We start from the raw sequence: 21,176 nt of genomic DNA, 5'->3' as shown, positions 1-21,176 counted from the left end.
CCATCGGTAATATCGCTCATGCGAACACAACCCCTTCAGAATCCTCGTCGCAGACCATAACCGAGTTTCGAATCGCCGGTCGTTCAAGTGGTGTCGACGGCCTACGGTAAGTACACTTGCGAACTATCGGTCGTCGACGTTGTTGGGAGGCTTCGTCGCGATCTCGGTCGGGGAGGTCTCTTCGTGGTTCCACTCGTCCGTGGTTTGTCGTTGTCGGGCGATGTGAGGGGAGGACAGTGCGTCGTATTCTGCTGTCTTCGGTCCAGCGCGGTCTCTGGTACGCCCAGGAGTTGCAGCCGGAGATTCCCTACACCATCGCCCAATATCTCGAACTGAGAGGCGATCTCGATACACGGCTGATCCGCGCGGCGTGTGAGCAGGCCGCGCGGGACGTCGAGTCCGGCTTTCTCTTCCTCGAGAGAATCGGAAACCGCACTTATCAGACGGTCCGTCCGGACGTCCCGGATTCGGTCGGCTACGTCGATCTCCGCGAATCCGAGGATCCGGAGGGCGCTGCGCACCGGTGGATGACCCGGACGTACTCCCGTCGTCTCGATCCGTTGCGCGACAGGCTCATCGGAACGACACTGTTGCAGTTGGCCGACGAGAGGTTCTTCCTGTCGAGCTACGCCCACCACATCGCACTCGACGGGCACGGCGCCATGGTGATGCTCGAGCGCAGCGCCGAGCTGTACACGGCCTGGGTCGACGGTGCCGAGCCACCACCTTTCCGCGGCCTCACCGTCGCCCGATTGCGCGAGATGGATGCCGCGTACGAGGTTTCGGATCGGCGCCTGCGGGACCGGGTGCACTGGATGCAGCGACTCGCCGATCTGCCCGATCCGCTGTCGCTTGCGGACGGGTCGTCTCGGCCGGAAGGATCGGCGCCGCCACGGATGCCGTGCCGGCACACCGGAGCACTGCTCGAGCCCGCCACGGCCCGGGCCGTCGCCGCCCTTGCACACGAGGTGAACTCGACGGATGTGCCCGTCGTCGTTTCCGCCTTCGCCGCCTATCTGGCGAGAACCACCGGAACGTCGGATGTGGTACTGAGCCTTCCGGTCTCGGCGCGGACCACCGCGTCGCTGCGCCGGTCCGGTGGAACGCTGTCCAACGTCGTGCCGCTGCGGCTGCAGGTCGATCCCGGCCTGACACCCACCGAGCTGATCCGGCGGGTGCAGGTGGAGCTGACGGGAGCCCTGCGGCACCAGCGTTACCGGTACGAGGACATGCTCGCGGACCTGCGAGAGCTCGGCCGGGAGCACGGAGATACCCGCAGCGCGTTCGGCCCGGTCGTCAACCTGATGATGTTCCACCCGCAGATCACTTTCGGTGAGATCGTCGGCGACTTCCACGTACAGTCCACCGGGCCGATCGAGGATCTGTCCGTCAATGTGTATCCGGGCGTCGCCGGCCGCACCGTCCGGGTGGATTTCGAAGCCGATCCCGCGCTCTACAGCGAGGAATCACTCGCTCGGCACCACCGGTTGTTCCTCGATCACCTGGCCCGGTTCGTCGCGAATCCCGATCGCGCACTGGGCGACCTACCGTTCGGGGATGCGGCGGACCTGGCCGGGCTGGTTCCCGCGCACGGCCCCGAGGCAGCGGCACCGGAACTGCTGCCGGATCTGCTCACAGCCCATGCCGACAGCGACGCGATCGCGGTGCGCGATGCCACGTCGTCCCTGACCTATCGCGAGCTCGATGCCCGTTCGAACGACCTGGCGCGACGGCTCGTCGCAGCCGGAGCCGGACCCGAAGACAGGGTCGCGGTGATCCTGCACCGCTCGGTGGAGTCGGTGGTGGCACTGTGGGCCGTTGCGAAGACCGGCGCGGCCTATACGCCGATCGACCCGGATCTGCCCGGGGCGCGCCTGAACGAACTGCTGCGTTCCGCCGAGATCGTGGTCGCCGGGCCGGACGTCGTGCTGCCCGCGCACGTCACCCTCGTAGCGCCGTCCACCGGACGCGCCGCTCCCTTCACTCCGGCGGACCGGCTCCGCGACCTGCACCTCGACCATCCCGCCTGGGTCATCCACACGTCCGGGTCCACCGGTGTGCCGAAGGCGGTCGCCGTCACCCACAGGGGAGTGGCCTCGCTCGTCGCGACCCTGCGCGAGAAGTATTGCGCCGATCGCGAATCGCGCGTGCTCCACCTGGCCGCGCCCACGGTCGACGCGTCACTGCAGGAACTGCTGCTCGCCTTCGACGCGGGCGCGACCGTGGTGATCTGCCCGGCCGACGCGGTCGCCGGTCCCGCGCTCGCAGATCTGCTCCGACGGGAGGCGATCACCCACACGATCACGGCCCCCGCGATCCTGGCCGCCACCCCGGAAGCGGACCTGCCCCACCTCCGGGTCGTCGACTCGGGCGGCGAGGCCCTGTCTGCGGCGGTCGCCGACCGCTGGTCGCCCGGCCGGATCCTGCTCAACGCCTACGGGCCCACGGAGACCACGGTGCTGGCGACGGTCAGTGACCCGCTGCGACCCGGTTCCGGAGTGCCGATCGGGCGTCCGATCGCCGGCACGGCTGCCTACGTGCTCGACACCAGGCTCCACCCCGTCCCTGCCGGTGTGGTGGGCGAACTGTATGTCGCGGGACCGGGGGTCGCCCGAGGTTATCTGGATGCTCCGGCTCGCACCGCCGAGCGGTTCGTCGCGGGACCGCAGGGGGAGCGGGTCTACCGCACCGGCGACCTCGTGCGCTGGACCCGGGACCCCGACACCGGCGAACGACGCCTCGACTTCCTCGGACGCGCCGATCGCCAGGTGCAGATCCGCGGTCGGCGGATCGAACCCGGCGAGATCGAAGCGGTGCTCACCTCGTTCGCCGAGATCACCGCGGCAGTGGTCGTCGTGCACGGTGATCGCCTCGCCGCGTACGTCGTTCCTGCCGAATCGGCGGTCGTCGACGTGGCCGAGGTGACGGCACGGCTCGCCCGGCGGCTGCCTGCCCACCTCAGGCCGGCGACGACGACGGTCCTCGAGGCGTTGCCGCTGACGCCCGGCGGCAAGATCGACCGGCGTGCGCTGCCCGCCCCCACCATCGAACCCGCGATCGGACATCGACCCCCGGCCGGACCGAACGAGACGCTCGTCGCCCGGTTGTTCACCGAGATCACCGGGGTCGAGGACGTGGGGGCCGACACCGACTTCTTCGTCGTCGGCGGACATTCGCTCACCGCAACACAACTCGCTGCGGACCTGGCTTCCGCGCTGGGGCGCGACGTGCGGTTGCGGGACGTCTTCGACCATCCGACCGTCGCTCGTCTCGCTGCGGCCGCCGCCGAGCGACCGCGCGCGGTCGATCCGGATGTCCGGTCCGAGGAACCGGGGCCGGCGCCGCTCGCACCCGCCCAGTACCGGTTGTGGCTGCAGGCCCGCGCACACGGTGACACCGGCGCGTACCACCTGCCGTTCGTTCTGCATCTCGACGGGGATCTGGACGTCCCGGCCCTGCAGGTCGCGCTGACCGATGTGGTGATCCGCCACCGGGTGCTGCGCACCGTCCTGCCGCTGTCGTCGGCTGGGCCCGTGCAGCGGGTCCTGCCGATCGCCGAGGCGCTTGCCGCCTTCCGCATCGTTCCGGTCCAGGCGGCTCCGGACCACGTGGAGGCGCTGGTCCGGCAGTGGACCGCGGCGCCGTTCGACCTGGCCGGCGACGTGCCGCTGCGCATGCGGTTGCTGCGAACGGGTCCGGACCGGCACGTGCTCGTCGTCGTCGCGCACCACGTCGCGGTGGACGGTGCATCGTTCCTTCCCCTGACGGTGGATCTCGCCACCGCGTATTCCGCGCGGCGCTGCGGTGACGCCCCGCCGTGGGCCCCGTTGCCGCTGCACTACCACGACCACGCGCGCCGGCACCGGGACCGGCTCGGAGACCCCGCCGACCCGGCCGCTCTCGCATATCGCGAACTCGAGTACTGGAAAGACGCTCTGGCCGGGCTCGATTCCGCGCCTTCGGTGCCCACCGACCGTCCCCGTACCGGAACGCCCGGAGCTCCGGCCTCCGTCGAGTTCACCGTGCCCGCCCGCCGGGTCGCCGCGCTCCGGACGCTCGCGGCCCGGTACGACGCGACGACCTTCATGGCCGTGCACGCCGCTGTCGCCGTGTGGTTGTCCGCGTGGACGGGGGAGCGAGAAGTCGTCGTCGGTACCGGTGTCGCCGGCCGCGATCATCCCGACCTCGCCGGTCTGGTCGGGATGTTCGTCGGTACCGTCGCCCTGCGCGTCACCGTCGACCCCGAGGCGCCCTTCACCGCCCTGCTCGCCGATGTCCGTGCCACCGACGTCGAGGCATTCACCCACGCGAACGTGCCGTTCGATCAGGTCGTCGAGAGTGTCGGGTTCGGTCCGCTCGGGGTGATGCTGAGCTACAACAGTCTGCCGCACACCGACCCGGTGCTTCCCGGACTCGACGTGAGAGTGCAGGAATTCCCCTCCGTACGAGCACGTTTCGACATCGAACTCGACGTCCGCGAAACCGGCGACGGTGCGCTCGCCGGGCGTCTCGTGTACGACAGCGCCTTGTTCGAACCGGACACGGTCACGCGATGGGTGCAGCGACTGGGCACCGTGATCAGTGCAGTGGCCGCCGACCCCACGGAGGCCGTCGGCGACATCGACCTCGGTGCCGTACCGGTCGTGCTCGCACCGGCCGGTCCCGTCGCAACCCTGGCGCAACTGCTCGGCGACAACCCGGCGCGGGTGGCAGCTCCCGGTGGAGTACCGGTCGAAATCCGTTCCGCGGCACGACCGCTGGCATGGGAACTGCTCGGCCGGGGAATCGGGCCGGAGGACCGTGTGGCGGTGCTGCTGCCCCGCTCGATCGAGTCGGTGCTCGCGATCGCCGCGATCGCGCTGACGGGTGCCGCGTTCGTACCCGTAGACCCGGGCCAGCCCGCCCCGCGGATCGCCGAACTCCTCGCCGCTTCCGGCGTCCGGCACGCGATCAGCGACCCGGGCACCCCGGTCCCGGCGGGGATCGAATCGATCCCGTTCGTCACGCACGGATGCATGCGCGAGATCACCGACGCGGACCGGACACGCCCCGTGCATCCCGACCACGCCGCCTACCTGGTGTACACCTCGGGGTCCACGGGTCGGCCGAAAGGCGTCGTGATCACCCACCGCGGACTGGCGCCGCTGGCACGGTCGCTGGTCGAGCGGTTCCGGCCGGCGCCGGACGCACGGGTGCTGCACTTCGCGGCCCCCGCATTCGACGCCTCGGTGCTCGAGTACCTTCTCGCGCTCGCCTCCGGCGGAACCCTCGTGGTCGCACCGGACGACGTATTCGGTGGTAACGAACTCCTGGAACTGCTTCGGGCAGAGCGGATCACGCACTGGTTCACGACACCGTCCGTGCCGGCCCGCGTCGACCCGGCCGGTCTCGACGACCTGCGGGTCCTCGCCGTCGGCGGCGAAGCGTGGCAGACGGAGACCGCGGCGCGCTGGGCACCGGGCCGCACCGTGTTGAACGTCTACGGACCGACCGAGACCACTGTGCTGGCCACCGCCAGCACGCCGCTGACGCCCGGTGAACCGCTGAACCTCGGGACAGGGCTCGAAGGCGTCACCCCGATCGTGCTGGACCGGCGTCTGCGGCCCGTCCCGATCGGTGTCACCGGCGAGCTGTACCTGGTCGGGGCGGGCCTGGCCCGCGGCTATCTCGATGCGCCCGCCCTGACGGCGGAACGGTTCACGGCCGATCCCTTCGGCGGCGGACGCATGTATCGCACCGGTGACCTCGTCCGCTGGTCCCCACACGGCGACCCGGGACCGGTGCTGGAGTTCGTCGGGCGCGCCGACCAGCAGATCAAGATCCGCGGATTCCGCATCGAACCCGGCGAGATCGACGCAGTCCTGGCCGCGCATCCGCAGATCACCACAGCCGTCACGATCGCACACGAGGGACGGCTCGCCGCATTCGTGACGGGGTCCGGCGACGTCGACCCGGAGGCGATCCGGAAGTACGTCGCGGCACGGCTGCCGCGGCACATGGTGCCGACCACGGTCACCGTCCTCGACGCGATGCCGCTGACCTCGACCGGCAAGATCGACCGCGCGGCTCTGCCGGTCGCGGACATCTTGGTCACCTCCGACGGCGACGGATACCGCACGGTCACCGAGCATCTCGTCGCGACGGTCGTCGCGGACGTGCTCGACGTGCCGACCGTCGCACCGGGCGACGACTTCTTCGCGCTCGGCGGGAACTCGCTGATCGCGACCCAGTTGGCGGCGCGGCTCGCCGGCATCGTCGGACGGCGCATCGGAGTACGGGAAATTCTGGAGAACCCGGTCGTCGCGGACCTCGCCGAGGCCATCACGAACACCGCAGCGGAACAGCGCGTCCCGCTGGTCAACGAGATCGACGACGCCCCACAACCACTCGCCCCCGCACAGCAACGCATGTGGCTGGTCAACCGTGTCGACACCGCAGCCGGTGCCGGCGGCGACCACATAGCGTTCGTCGCCGAACTCGACGGCGACGTCGACCTCGGTGCCCTGCAGGCCGCCGTCGCCGATGTCGTCGACCGGCACGCGACCCTGCGGACCGTCCACCCCGACGGACCGGACGGCCCGCGCATGCACGTGCTGCCCGAGATCCCGGTCGACCTCGCTCCCGTGGAGGCGGCAGACCCGGACCACGAGATCGCCGACTTCGCGCGGCGCCCCTTCGACCTGACGGCCGAACCGCCGGTTCGTATCCGCCTGTACCGCACCGGCACCCGGCATCGACTGGTCGTGGTGCTGCACCACATCGCCGCCGACGGGCTGTCCCTGCGACCGCTGGGACGCGACGCCGTCGCCGCCTACACGGCACGCCGCGCGGGAGTCGCCCCCGGTTGGACGCCCCTACCGGTGACCTACGCCGACTACGCGCGCTGGCAGCACCGGACGCTGGGCGCACCCACGGACCCGGACGGCCTCGGCGCACGACAACTCGCCTACTGGGCGCGAACCCTCGGCGGTGTCCCGCCCCTGCTCCCACTGCCCACCGACCGCCCTCGGATCGGCGCCGACACCGGTGCCGGCCACATCGAATTCGACGTCCCCATCGAATTGCATTCCGCGGTGGCGAAACTCGCTCGCGCCCACGATGTCACGCCCTTCATGATCGTGCACGCGGCCCTGGCACTGCTGCTGGCGTCACTCGCCGCCACCGACGACGTCGTCGTCGGCACCCCTGTCTCCGGCCGCACCGACGCGGCGCTCGACGACGTCGTCGGCATGTTCGTGAACACGGTCCCACTGCGGCTGACCGTCGATCCACGGGAGACGTTCGCCGGGTTGCTGACCGAGGTGCGCCGCGTCGATCTGGAGGCATTCGCCCACGCCGACGTCCCGTTCGATCGCATCGTCGACACGGTCGGCCACTCCGCGACCGGCCACCATCCCCTGATCCAGGTGATCCTCGCCTACGAGTCCTTCGACACCGGCACCCGCACCGTTCCGGGCCTCGCGACCGTGCGCGAGATCCTCCCCGACACCGCACGGGTGGACGTGGAGATCACCCTGCGCGAGACGTCGTCCGAGACCGGGGCTCCCGCGGGGTTGAACGGCACGCTCACCTACGCGTCCGGCCTGTTCGACGCCGGTACCGTCACGGCGTGGGCGGCGTGGTTGGTGTGCATCCTCGAGATCGTGACGGCGGACCCGACGACGGCCGTCGGAGCGGTCGATCCGCGAGGTCCGGTCGCCGAACCGGAGAGCGAACGGGCTCCGCGTCCGGACGGCCGGTCGCTGCCCGAACTCTTCCTCCGCCGTGCCGCCGCGACACCGGAGGCGGTCGCGGTCGTGGACGAGGGCGCCGCACTGACCTACGCCCGACTGCGGGCGCGATCCGGTGCACTGGCTGCGCTGCTCGCCGAGCGCGGCATCGGACCGGAGGACGTGGTCGCGGTCGCCCTGCCCCGAACCGTCGACCTGGTCGTCGCGATCGTCGCGGTCGCCCGGTGCGGGGCGGTGTACCTGCCGATCGACGTCACCCATCCCGACGCCCGGCTGCGCGCACTGCTGGACGATGCCCGTCCCGAATTGGTGGTGTGCGACAGTGATTTCCGCGCGGCCGGAGGCATTCCGACGCTCGACCCGTCCGCCGCCCTCGTGCAGGACGGCGACCACGACGCATCCGCGGATCCGGACCACGGTGCCTACCTGATCTACACCTCCGGGTCCACGGGCGCCCCCAAGGGAGTGCTCGTCACCCACCGCAGCGTGCTGAGCGTGTTCGCTGCGACGATCTCCCGCTTCGGATTCGGCGAGTCGGACGTGTGGACGATGTTCCACTCACCGGCCTTCGACTTCTCCGTGTGGGAGATGTGGGGCGCTTTGATCACCGGCGGACGTCTCGTCGTGGTCGACCACCTCACCGCCCGGGATCCCGCGGTGTTCGCGGCCCTGCTCGAGCGGCACGGGGTCACCGTGCTCAACCAGACACCGACGGCTTTCGTTCAGCTGAGCGCGGCCACCGCGCCTCCGGAATCGCTGCGCGTGGTCGTCTTCGGTGGGGAGCCGCTCGACCCCGAGCTGCCCCGATCCTGGCAACAGCAGCGGCCCGAACTCGTGATGGTGAACATGTACGGCATCACCGAAACCGCCGTCCACGTCACGTGCGGTCCGGCCGTGACGCCGGGTGTCGGTGCACCGCTGCCCGGGGTCGGGATGCACCTGCTCGACGCGGCCCTGCGCCCGGTACTTCCCGGCAGTGCCGGCGAGATCTACATCGCCGGTGACCAGCTCGCACGCGGCTATCGCGGCCGTCCGGGAGCGACCGCAGCCAGATTCGTCGCCGGCCCCGGCGGCACGCGCCGTTACCGGACCGGAGACCTGGCCCGCCGGACCGGGAGCGTCGTGCACCACCTCGGACGCGCCGACCAGCAGATCACGCTGCGCGGCTACCGCATCGAACCCGGTGAGATCGAAGCGGCCCTGCTGCGCTGCCCGGGCGTCACGGCGGCCGCGGTGATCCTGCGCGACGATCGGCTCGTCGCCTATCTGGTCGGCGGATCCGCTGCCGATGCGCTGCGCGAGGTCCGCCGCACCCTGCCCGAGTACCTGGTTCCGTCCGCCGCGGTCGTGCTGGACGCGCTGCCGCTCACCGGAAACGGGAAGCTCGATCGCGCGGCCCTGCCGGAACCCGGTGCTTCCTCTTCCTGCGGCCGGGCGGTGCGCGGACCGGTCGAGGAACTCGTGGCAGGGGTGATCCGGGAACTGCTGCGCGACACCGGATCCGAGGTCGTCCCGGCCGCCGACGACAACTTCTTCCACCTCGGCGGCAACTCCCTGCTCGCGAGCCGTCTCGCCGGGCGCCTCAGCGGCATCGCCGACGCCGACGTCACCGTCCGCGACGTCTTCGACGACCCGACCGTCGCGGGTCTCGCCGAGTGCGTCGCCGAGCGTGCCGGCCGGGGACGCACACGGATCCCGATGACTGCGGGTGGTGACGCTCCGGCGCCTCTCTCACCGGCGCAGCGGAGGCTGTGGTTCGTCAACCGGTTCGATCCTGCTTCGGCGGCGTACAACCTGCCGTTCGTGTTGCACCTCGACGGGCCGCTCGACGTGGACGCGTTGGCCGCCGCGGTGTCCGACGTCCTCGATCGGCACCGCACGCTGCGCACGGTCCATCCCGAGGCCGACCGGCAGATTCTGTCGCCGGTACCGCGTCCGCCCTTCGAGACGATCGACGCCCCGGGCGGGGAATCGGAGCGGCTGATACACGAATTCTGCTCTGCCGGATTCAACCTCACCATCGACCTGCCGGTGCGGATGCGGCTGCTGCGCCTCGCGGCCGAGCGGCACGTGCTCGTCGTCGTCGTCCACCACATCGCCGCCGACGAATGGTCGCTCACGCCGCTGCTGCGCGATCTCGTCACCGCCTACACCGCGCGCGACGACGGTCACCACCCGCGGTTCGAGCCGCTGCCCCTGCAGTACACCGATTTCGCGCGATGGCAGCACGCGATCGCCGACGGCGAGGTCGAGCACTGGCTACGTGTCCTGGCCGATCTGCCCGACGAGGTCACCCTGCCCGGCGACCGTCCGCGCCCCGCCCATGCGAGCGGCCGTGCCGCCGTTCACCGGCTGCTCCTGGACAGGGACCTGAGCGGGCAGCTGGTCCGGCTGGGACGCGACCACGACGCCACCGTGTTCATGGTGGTGCACGCGGCCCTCGCGACGTTGCTGGTCCGGCACGGTGCCGGTCGCGACATCCCGATCGGCACCGTCGTCGCGGGGCGGTCGGATCCGCGGCTCGACGACGTCGTCGGGATGTTCGCGGGCACCCTCGTGCTGCGCACCCGGGTCGAGCCCGGGGTGCGGTTCGCGGATCTGCTTGCCCAGGTCCGTGCCGTCGATGTCGACGCCTACACCCACCCGGACGCGCCGTTCGAGACACTCGTCGAGCGGCTCGATCCGCCGCGCACGGCGGCACGTCACCCGCTGTTCCAGGTGGCACTGTCGCACCGCCGCCCGGCCGTCGCGGGTGTCGTCCTGCCCGGTGTCGCCGTGACGGTCGCGCCGGGTCCGGACGACCACGCGAAGTTCGACGTGCAGCTCACGGTCACGGAGACCGCGAGCGGTATCGAGCTGGAATTCGCCTGCGCAGCAGACTGTTACGACGACGATACGGTCGCGACGTTCGCGGAGCGCTTCGACACGATCCTGCGTGCGGTCGTCGCGGATCCGGAGACGCGGATCGACGACATCGACCTGCTCTCCGCCCGGGAACGCGCCGCGTCGGCCCCGGCGGTGGGACCGGCTGCGCCGCAGCCGCACTCGCTGTGGCAGTTGTTCGCCGCCGGCGCCGCGCGCGCGGGCGCCGGCGGCGCGGTGCGCGACGGGTCGCGGGAGCTGACCTACCCCCAGCTGCTCGACCGAGCCGAAGATCTCGCGGCCCGGCTCCGGGCAGCCGGAGCGCGAACCGGGGACGTCGTCGTGTGCGCCCTGCCCAGGTCGCTCGAAACGGTCGTCGCGACATGGGGCATCGCCCGCCTCGGTGCCGCGCCGATGTTCGTCGATCCGGCACAACCCACCGGACGGCTCGCCGCGATGCTCGACGGCGTGATGTACGGGGTTGCAGCACAGAAGGACTCGTTGCCGTCATCGGTGCAGTGGCTCGACATCCACGAGACCGGCGCGGTCGCGGCCGAACCCGCCGAGGTTCCGGAGCCGCACCCGGACGCGCCCGCCTACCTCGTGTTCACCTCGGGTACCACCGGGAATCCCAAGGGAGTCACGATCGGCCACCGCGCGGTCGCGGCACTCGTCGCGGACCTCACCGAGCGTTTCGCGGCGGGACCGGGCGATCGCGTGTTGCAGGTCGCCGCACCGAGTTTCGATGCCGCAGTGCTCGAACTGCTCGTTGCGGGCACGGCCGGTGCGACGCTGGTGGTGGCCGGCCCGGACAGCTACGGCGGCGCGGGTCTCGGCGATCTGCTCGCCCGCGAACGCATCACGCATGCGTGCCTCACGCCGTCCGTGCTCGCGAGCCTGCCCGCCCGTGACCTCCCGGATCTTCGGGTGCTCATGCTCGGCGGCGAGACGGTCCCCGCCGAAGCGGTCGCCCGGTGGGGTACCGGCCGTGCGCTCTACAACGGCTACGGTCCCGCCGAGGCCACGGTCTTCGCGACCTGTTCGGCGCCGCTGACGCCCGGGGACACACCGGTGATCGGTCACCCCGTGCGCGGTGTCGCGGCCGTGGTGCTGGACGACCGGCTGCGGCCGGTGCCCGTCGGAGTGGTGGGTGAGTTGTATCTGTCGGGGGAGCGGCTCGCCCAGGGCTATCGCGGGGCACCGGGGCGGACCGCGGAGCGTTTCGTTGCGACCGACCACGGTCGGATGTACCGCACGGGCGACCGGGCACGGTGGCGCCGCGACGGCACCCTCGAGTACCGCGGCCGCAGCGACGGCCAGGTCAAGCTGCGGGGTGTCCGCATCGAACCCGGCGAGGTGGATGCCGCGCTGCGTCGCCTCGCGGGGGTCGAACAGGCCGCGACCGTGGTGCGCGACGGGGCGCTCGTGTCGTACGTCGTACCGGCGGACGTCGACGCCGGGCAGGCCAGGTCCCGGTTGTCTCGGACGTTGCCCGGTCACCTGATTCCGTCCGTCGTCGTCACCCTCGACGCGCTGCCGCTCACCTCGCACGGCAAGCTCGACGTGGCCGCGCTTCCGGCGTCGGCCCGCCGCGGTGGCTCCGCGCCGCGGACCGGAACCGAATCCCTCGTGGCCCGTGTCTGCGCCGACGTCCTCGGGGGCAGCGCGCCGGTGGGACGTGACGACGACTTCTTCGCCGTCGGCGGGAACTCGCTGCTGGCCACGGTCCTGGTGGGACGGCTGCGTGAGGAGACCGGCATCGCCGTGCCGCTGCGCACCGTGTTCGACCATCCCACCGTCGAGGCGCTCGCCGCGGCGATCGATGCGGGAGGGTTCGACGTCGCTGCCGGACCGGTCGCGGTGGCGCCCCGGCCGTCGCTCATCCCGTTGAGCCGCGCCCAAAGACGCCTGTGGGGACTCGGCCGCCTCGACCCGGGGGCGTACCGGTTACGGGCCGAGATCCGGCTCGGCGGCCCGCTCGACCCGGTCGCTCTCGACGCCGCGATCGGCGACGTGCTGGACCGGCACGAGATCCTCCGGACCCGATACGTCGTGGCCGGCACGGACGTGCATCAGGAGGTACACGAACGTCCCTCGGTGGTCGTGCGATCCCGCGATTCCGGCCGCGCGCCGACGACCGCGGGCCGATCCGACACCCCGATCCGGGTGGAGCTCGAACGGCTCGGCGACGACCTGCACGTCCTGCATCTCGACGTCGACCATTCCCTGGCGGACGGTGCGTCGCTGCGACCGCTGCTCGGGGATCTGGCCGAGGCCTATCTCGCGCGCACCGCCGGGCACGCGCCCCGGTGGCTACCGCTGCCGTTGCAGTACGCCGACTACGCGCTCTGGGAGCACGCGCGCGGAATTCCCGCCGCGGACGTCGACCACTGGCAGCGGGCCCTCGACGGACTGACCGTTACCGAACTCCCCACCGACCACACCGGCGGCGAGCCGGTCGCGGGGACGATCGAATTCGCCGTTCCGGCCCCCGTCCGCGACGCGGTCGCGTCGCTCGCCCGCACGACGGGTGCCACCGAGTTCATGGTCGTGCACGCCGCGCTGTCGGTGCTGCTGGCCCGCGTCGGTGCCCAGCACGACGTCGCGGTCGCCGCCGTCGTGTCGACCCGCCGCTGGGCGCAACTCGACGACCTCGTCGGACCGTTCGTCGAGACCCTGATCCTGCGCACCGCAGTGGCTCCCGACCGGTCGTTCACCGAACTCGTCGAAGCGGTCCGTGCCTTCGACGTCGCGGCCCTCGATCACGCGACGGTGCCCTACGAGCAACTCGCCGGAATGCTCACGGGACCGCCGCCGCAGGTGGCGCTGGCGATGCAGGACTTCGATCCCGGCCACGCGCAGCTCGGGGATCTCACCATCGCAGCGCGCGAAATCGTGGACGACACACCGAAATTCGACCTCCAGTTCACCTTCGCCCCGAGCGGTGACGGATACCTCGCGGCGCTGCGGTTCGATCGATCCCGGTTCGCCGCCGCCACGGCCCGGACGCTGGCCCGGCGGTTCACCGCCGTGCTCGCCGGGCTCGTGGACGATCCGCACGCATCTGTCGGCGACGTACCGTTCGACGTCGCCGCCGCGCCACTGACCGGTGGCGCGCCGGTTGCGCCGCGCCTCCTCGCCGACCTCCTGCGCGCGGCGGCCGCGGCCCACCCCGCACGAGAGGCCGTGCGCGGAGACGGAATCGCGCTCACGTACCGGGAATTGGACGCCGCGTCCGATGCACTCGCCGCCGAATGGTGTGCCGCGGGAATCGGTCCCGGCAGCGTCGTCACGCTCGGCGAGACACGCAGTGCCGACCGTATCCGCGCCCTGTGGGCGGCGACCAAGACCGGCGCGGCCTTCACGGGATCCGCGGCCGCCACCACCTGCCCGCCGAACGTCGCGTACATCGTGGCGACGTCGGGTTCGACGGGCGCCCCCAAACTGGTCGCCGTCACCCACGTGGGACTCGCACCGCTGGCGGCCGAGGCCGCGGCTCGCTACCGCGTCGGCCCCGGCGACCGGGTGCTGCAGGGATACCACCCGGCGTTCGACGCGGCGCTGCTCGAGGTGCTGCTCGCGCACACCACCGGCGCCACCCTCGTCGTGGCACCGTCGGACGTGTACGCCGGGCAGGACCTGCACCGGCTGTTGCGCGAGGAAAGCATCACCCATTACCTGTCGACGCCGACGGTGCTGGGCACCCTCGATCCGGCCGGTTTGTCCGACCTGCGGGTCGTTGCATCCGGCGGTGAAGCCCTTCCCGCCCGGCTCGCCGAACGCTGGGCCGCGGGCCGGCTGATGCTCGACGCGTACGGGCCGACCGAGTCGACGATCGTCGCGACCCTCACGGAAATCGACGGTCACGGGGCGGCCGGGATCGGCGAGCCGATTCCCGGCACGACCGCACACGTCCTGGACGCGCGCCTGCGCCCGGTGCCCGATGGCGCGGTCGGTGAGCTCTATCTCGCGGGCGCCGGGCTGGCGCTCGGCTACCTCGACGCCCCGGCTCTCACCGCGGAACGGTTCGTCGCGGCGGCCGGCGGGCAACGGATGTACCGCACCGGGGACCGCGTGCACCGCCGCACCGACGGAACCCTCGCGTATCTCGGCCGGACCGACCGGCAGCTGAAGATCCGTGGGGTCCGTATCGAACCCGGCGAGCTCGAGGCTGCGCTGCTCGGCGTGGACGGCGTCCGGCAGGCTGCCGTCGTCGCGGTCGACGACGCGCTCGTCGCGTTCGCCGCCACCGGCGTCACCGCCGACGAGGTCACCGCCGCGATCGCGGAAATCGTTCCGCCGCACCGTATGCCGTCACGAGTGCGGGTGGTGCCGCAGCTGCCCGTCACCCCCAACGGCAAACTCGATCTCGACGCGTTGGCCGGGCTCGACACGGCAGCAGCCGAGGTCGCGGAACCCGAATTGACCGCCGCCGAGAAGTTGGTCGTCACGATCACCGAGGACGTGCTCGGCATCCGTCCGGCCGCGCACCGCGGATTCATCGCCGCCGGAGGCGATTCCCTCGGCGCGGTCGTTCTCGCCGCCCGCCTGTCGGACGCGTTCGGGACCGAGGTGCCGACGCGGGCGGTCCTCGAGGCGCCGTCCCTCGCCGCGCTCGCCGCCCACGTCACCACCGGACCGGTGCCGCCGCCGCTGCGGCGCGCCGACACGACCGGCCCGGTGCCGATCGCCCCCGCCCAGCGACGCCTGTGGCTGCTGTCGCGTACCGAACCCGACGCGCGCTACATCGTCCCGGTGGTCCTGCGCGTGACCGGCGACCTCGATGTCGATGCCCTCGCTACGGCCGTGCGCGATCTGTGCGACCGTCACGAGATCCTGCGCACCGCCTATCCCGACGGCAATTTCGCACTCGTGGATTATCCTGTCCTCGAACATATTTCGACATCGGACCCGGATCGGGCCGTCACCGAGACGCTCACCGCGCCGTTCGACCTCGATACCGAACCACCGCTGCGCATCCGCCTGCTCGACGTCGCCCGCGACGATCGCATCCTCGTCGCTGCGGTCCATCACATCGCCTTCGACGGTGCCTCCGTCGGGCCCCTGCTCGCCGACCTGCAGACCGCCTACCGGGCTCGCGTGGGCGGAACGACGCCGACCTGGCAACCGCTGCCGGTGACCTACCGCGACTATGCACGCCGGCAGCACGAGTTCCTCGGAGACCACACCGAACCCGGCTCGGCGGCGCACCGTCAGCTCGACTACTGGGCGACGACCCTGGCAGGGGTACCGGACACGCCGCTCCCGCTGCCCACCGACCGTCCCCGCCCGGCCCGGCCGACGTTCGAGGGGGATGCGACCGCAGTACACCTCGACGCGGAGTTCCACACCCGGTTGCGCACCGTCGCCCGCGCCCACGACGTGACCACCTTCATGCTGCTCCACGCGGTCCTCGCGGCGCTGCTCGCCCGCCGCAGCGGTCGATCGGACATCGTCGTCGGCACGGCGGTCGCGGGACGCAGCGATCCGCGGCTGTCCGCACTCGTCGGCATGTTCGTCGGCACCGTCGCGCTGCGCACCCCCGTCGACCCGGCCGCCACCGTCACCGACCTGCTGCGCAAGGTGCGTGCCGCCGACCTCGGTGCGCTCGCCCACGCCGACGTCCCGTTCGAGCAGGTCGTCGAGCGGCTGGCCCCGCACCGCGACAGCGCACACCATCCGCTGTTCCAGGTGATGCTCACCCATCGCCCCGGTGGAGCCGAGAACCCCGTGCCCCAGCTGCCCGGCATGCACATTCGCGACACCGAGCTGGGAACCCCACCGGCACTGTTCGACCTGTCCTGGGAGATCGTCGAGGACCACACCGGCGACGAGGCGCACGGACTCGACCTGCGCGTCGTCTACGCCACCGACCTCTTCGACGCCACGACCGTCGAGACCCTCCTCGCGGAGTACGTGGCGCTGCTGGACGCGGCGCTGGCCACCCCCGGCCGACCCGTCGGCGACCTCGCCGTCCCCGACGTCGAGCCGATCGGCGCGGCCGAGGTGACCCCGAGAACCCTGCGGGAGATCCTGGCCGGTACGGCCGTCGCCCATCCTCGAGCGATCGCCGTGCAGGCCGGATCGGTCGCATGGACCTACGCCGAACTCGACGCGCGCGCCGGGAGGATCGCATCCGAACTGGTGGCGCGCGGGGTCGGCCGCGGCGACCTCGTCGCCGTCGCGGTGCCGCGCGGTGCGTACTGGCCGCTCGCCGTCTGGGCCGTCACGCGGGCCGGGGCGGCCTGGGTGTCGGTCGACGTCCACCAGCCGCCCGCGCGGAGCGAGGCGATCCTCGCCGATTCGGGTGCGACCGTCGGCCTGACCGTGCCGCAAGCCGCCCCGGCCGGCCGGTTGGGCCGCGAGGCGGTGGAATGGATCGACATGACCGGCTCGTACGCCGGGTCCCCGCCGCCGGAACCGCAGCAGACGGTCGACGACCTCGCGTACGTCATCTACACCTCGGGCACCACCGGCACTCCGAAGGGTGTGACGGTGCCGCATCGCGGAATCACCGCGCTCGTCGACGTCCACCGCCGACGGCTCGGGATCTTCCCCGGCGACCGCGTATTGCAGGCGGCGTCGACCACATTCGATGCCGCTGTTCTGGAACTGCTCGGCGCGCACGCGCACGGCGGCACGCTGGTGATCGCCGACGACGAATCGTTCGCCGGTCCCGCACTGCAGCGCCTCCTGATCGAATCGCGCGTCGATCACTTCTGCCTCACGCCGACCGTGCTCGCCACCCTCGACCCGGACACGCTGCCACCCGCCACGGTGATGGCGGGCGGCGAGACCCTGCATCCGGCGCTCGCCCGGCGCTGGTCGCGGCACCGCCTCTTCAACGGGTACGGGCCGACCGAGCTGACCGTCATGGTCTCGTGTGCCGGGCCGCTGACCGATACCCCGGCGAAACCGGCTGTCGGCCTTCCCGTTCCGGGGACGACCGGTTACGTTCTCGACGCGCGGCTGCACCCGGTTTCGCGCGGAACGGTGGGGGAGCTGTACGTCACCGGCGCCGGGCTCGCCCGCGGATACCACCGTCGGACCGGCCTCACCGCAACGCGATTCGTCGCCGATCCCTTCGGTAAACCCGGCGGCCGGATGTACCGCACCGGAGACTTGGTGCGGGTCGGCGCCACCGGCGAGTTCGAACACGTCGGACGGGTCGACGACCAGGTGCAGATCCACGGTATCCGGACCGAACCCGCCGAGGTCGACGCGGTGCTGCTCGCCGCCGAGGACGTCGACGCCGCGGTCACCGTCGCGGTGCCCGCGGCGGACGGAAACATCTGTCTCGCCTCGTATGTCCAGGGCCGTCCCGATCCGGACCGTCTGCGCCGCCGGCTCGCCACGCACCTGCCGCGTCATCTGCGACCGGCCACCGTCACCGTCGTCGACGCACTGCCCCTGCAGCCGTCCGGCAAGGTCGACCGCGCGGCACTACCGGCACCGGACCCCTCGTGGTCCGCCGCGAACCACGTTCCACCGAGCGGACCGACCGCGCGCACCGTCGCCGCCGTCTACGCGCAGCACCTCGGCATCCCGGTCGGTGCGGTATCGGCCGACCGCGGATTCTTCGATCTCGGTGGCAGTTCGCTCGGCACCGTCGCGGTCGCGGGGGAGTTGTCCGAGGCGCTCGGGCGCACCGTTCCGGTCGGCTGGTTGTTCGACGCCCGGTCTGTCGACGAGCTCGCCCGCCGGATCGATTGCGACGCCACCGCGACCGCGAATCCGGACCCCCTTGCGGTGCTGGTGCCTCTCGGGGCGGGTGACCCGGACGTGCGGCCCCTGTTCTGCGTGCATCCGATCAGCGGATTGGCCTGGTGCTACGCCGGTTTGGCTGCGCATCTGGACGGTGTACCCGTGTACGGGCTGCAGGCGGTCGGACTCGATCCGATCCCCGGCTCGATCTCGGAGTTGGCCGCGCACTACGTCGACCGGATCCGCGCCGTGCAACCCGACGGTCCCTATCATCTCCTCGGATGGTCCGCCGGCGGCACGATCACGCACGAGATCGCGGTGCAGCTGCGCGCGGCGGGACACCGCGTCGCACTGCTCGCGCTGCTCGACACGTTCCCGGCGGAGTTGGTGCCGGACGTGCCCGAGCCTGCCTACGGTGAATCCGAGATCGACACCACCGGATTGCCGGACGCTCTCGTCGCCCGGGTTTGCGAGCGTGCGGACACCGCCGCGGTGACCGTCGAAACCGCCCTGCGCCAGCATGTTCCGGGCGTCCACGACGGCGAGATCCATCTCTTCACGGCCGAATCCGAGCACCGCGGGCCGGCCGCGCTCGCCGCGGCGTGGAACCGCCACGCAACCGATGGTGTGGTGGAACATCCACTGCCGTTCGCACATTCGGATCTGACGACGCCGGACGCGCTTCGCCGGATCGCGCCCGCGCTGATGCAGCACGGGCAGTTTCACAGTAATTGCCACCAATTCACGCCCGCCGGGCGTAGTAGCAGTGTCATCGGAACGAGGGAGACACCCTGATGGAAGTACACGACTACCTGCGAATTCTGCAGGCACGATGGAAGATCATCGCCGTGACGACGGTCGTGGTGTTGCTCGGCGCACTCGGCGCCTCGCTCCTCGCGACACCGCAGTACCAGGCATCGACGCGGCTGTTCGTGTCGACCTCGTCCGGCGCGTCGGTCAGCGAGATCTACCAGGGCAACCGGTTTTCGCAGGAACGCGTCGCCTCGTACACCAAGCTGCTCACCGGCACGACCGTGGCGGGACGGACGCTCGACGCTCTCGGGATCACCGATCTGACTCCGGCCGGGCTCGCGGCCAAGGTCAAGGCGTCGTCGGCGCCGGACACCGTGCTCATCGACACCACGCTCACGGACACGTCCCCGGAGCGCGCCCGCGATCTGGCGAACGCCCTGTCCGACGAATTCGTCATGATGGCACGTGAACTGGAGACCCCGGAGAACGGGGGCGCGCCCGCGGCACGCGTCGTCGTCGAGCAGTACGCGACCACCCCGGCCGCTGCGGTGTCCCCGAACACGAAACGCAATCTGGTGCTCGGGCTTCTGGTCGGTCTTCTGCTCGGCATCGGTGCCGCCGTCCTGCGTGACCGTCTCGACAACACGGTCAAGGATCGCAAGACGGCCGAGGACATCGCCGGTGCCGGCCTGGTCGGGACGATCCCGCTCGACAAGGAGCGTCAGAACGAGGCGGCGATCGTCTTCCGGGACGCGAATTCCGGTAGCGCCGAGGCATATCGCGAGCTGCGCACCAATCTTCAGTTCCTCGACGTGGACAACCCGCCCCGTGTTCTCGTCGTCACCAGCGCCCTCCCGGCCGAAGGCAAGACCACCACGGCCATCAACACCGCCCTGGTGCTCGCCGAGGCGGGGCATTCGGTGGTGCTGGTGGAGGGCGATCTGCGCCGGCCGCGGGTCTCGAAGTACCTCGGTGTGCTCGGCGATGCCGGGTTCAGCACCGTATTGTCCGGCCGGGCCGGGCTCGACGATGTGCTGCAGCCGACTCGGTTCGAGAATCTGACGGTGCTCGCCGCGGGGACGCTGCCTCCCAACCCGAGCGAACTCCTCGGATCCGCAACCGCGAAGCATGTCATCGCGGAACTCCGCGCACGATTCGACTACGTGATCATCGACGCGTCGCCGCTGTTGCCGGTGACCGACGCGGTCGTGCTCAGTGCCGCCGCGGACGGCGCACTCGTCATCGCACGACACGGCAAGACCACGCGCGAACAGATGGTCCGCGCCGTCGGCAACCTCGATAGTGCCGGTGTGCGGGTGCTCGGCACCATCATCACGATGACCCCGTCGAAGGGGCCCGGCGCCTACGAATACCGGTACTTCTACGAGTCCGACGATTCCGGCAAGGCGACGACCCCAGCCACGGTCGTGGCGGCCCCGCGCGTCGAGTCGGAGGCGGCACCGGTCCCCAACCCGGTCCCCGCCTACACGGTGGCGCCGAGTTATCCGGAGGTGGTGCTTCCCCGGGCAGGGGAGCGGCCGGTGGTGCAGGCGCGGATGCGGCCGCTCAACGGAAGCTCAGTCGCGGATCCGGGTCAGCAGGGGCAGTAGAAGATCTGCGATCTCGCTTCCGACCGTGGCGAAGGTCTCTTCGTCGCAGCCGATCGGATCGGTGATGTCGTCGAGCCCGGGTGCCGTCGCGTGCACCCGGGCCGCCGACAGTTCTGCGACGGTCGAGGCGCCACTGGCCTGCTGCAGCCGGGCTGCCTCGCGAAGGGTGAACGTGACGCGCATCATCCGCGGGGCCGCGGTGATCACCGCCGAGCGATGGGCTTCGGACATGGTCAGGACGAGGTCGGCGTCCTCCGCGATGGCCGGGGTCAACCGGCGGGCGGTGAATCCGTGCGGGTCGCCGCCGAGTTGCTGCAGCACCAGCGCGGCCGTCGATTCCATACCGTGACCGACCAGGGCGCGGGTGCCGGCGCTGTGCGCGGTGAGATCCGGTCGCCCGGCCTCGGCGGCGAACGCCGTGGTCAGAAGCTCGGCCGTGGGCGATCGGCAGATGTTTCCCGTGCATACGAAGAGGACCCGCATCGCCTGATCCTATGCACCGCCCGGCCCGCCGCGC

The 21,176-nt window shown here is 71.2% G+C and carries 3 protein-coding genes; 2 read left to right on the top strand and 1 reads right to left on the bottom strand.

Annotated features, from left to right (window positions below):
• Window positions 1–236: 236 nt before the first annotated feature.
• Window positions 237–19,091, top strand: coding sequence for an amino acid adenylation domain-containing protein (locus tag ACWDTS_RS04590; protein ID WP_450117675.1), 18,855 nt, complete (start codon window positions 237–239; stop codon window positions 19,089–19,091).
• On the top strand, window positions 19,091–20,659 hold the full coding sequence (locus tag ACWDTS_RS04585; protein WP_248674344.1) for a polysaccharide biosynthesis tyrosine autokinase: 1,569 nt from the start codon (window positions 19,091–19,093) through the stop codon (window positions 20,657–20,659). The genes ACWDTS_RS04590 and ACWDTS_RS04585 overlap by 1 nt, the downstream gene beginning before the upstream one ends.
• On the opposite strand, the gene ACWDTS_RS04580 is transcribed toward ACWDTS_RS04585, so the two are convergent.
• Window positions 20,627–21,142, bottom strand: coding sequence for an arsenate reductase/protein-tyrosine-phosphatase family protein (locus tag ACWDTS_RS04580; RefSeq protein ID WP_450108405.1), 516 nt, complete (start codon window positions 21,140–21,142; stop codon window positions 20,627–20,629). The genes ACWDTS_RS04585 and ACWDTS_RS04580 overlap by 33 nt on opposite strands.
• Window positions 21,143–21,176: the final 34 nt, after the last annotated feature.

The organism is Rhodococcus sp. NPDC003383, assembly GCF_053589115.1.
Note: the sequence above shows the minus strand (reverse complement) of the source record. Positions and strands in the feature narration are given on the sequence as shown.

What these genes read in the sequence shown, in the direction of transcription:
- ACWDTS_RS04585 (WP_248674344.1), top strand. Translation starts at nt 19,091, where the DNA reads ATGGAAGTACACGACTACCTGCGAATTCTGCAGGCACGATGGAAGATC.
- ACWDTS_RS04580 (WP_450108405.1), bottom strand. Translation starts at nt 21,142, where the DNA reads ATGCGGGTCCTCTTCGTATGCACGGGAAACATCTGCCGATCGCCCACG.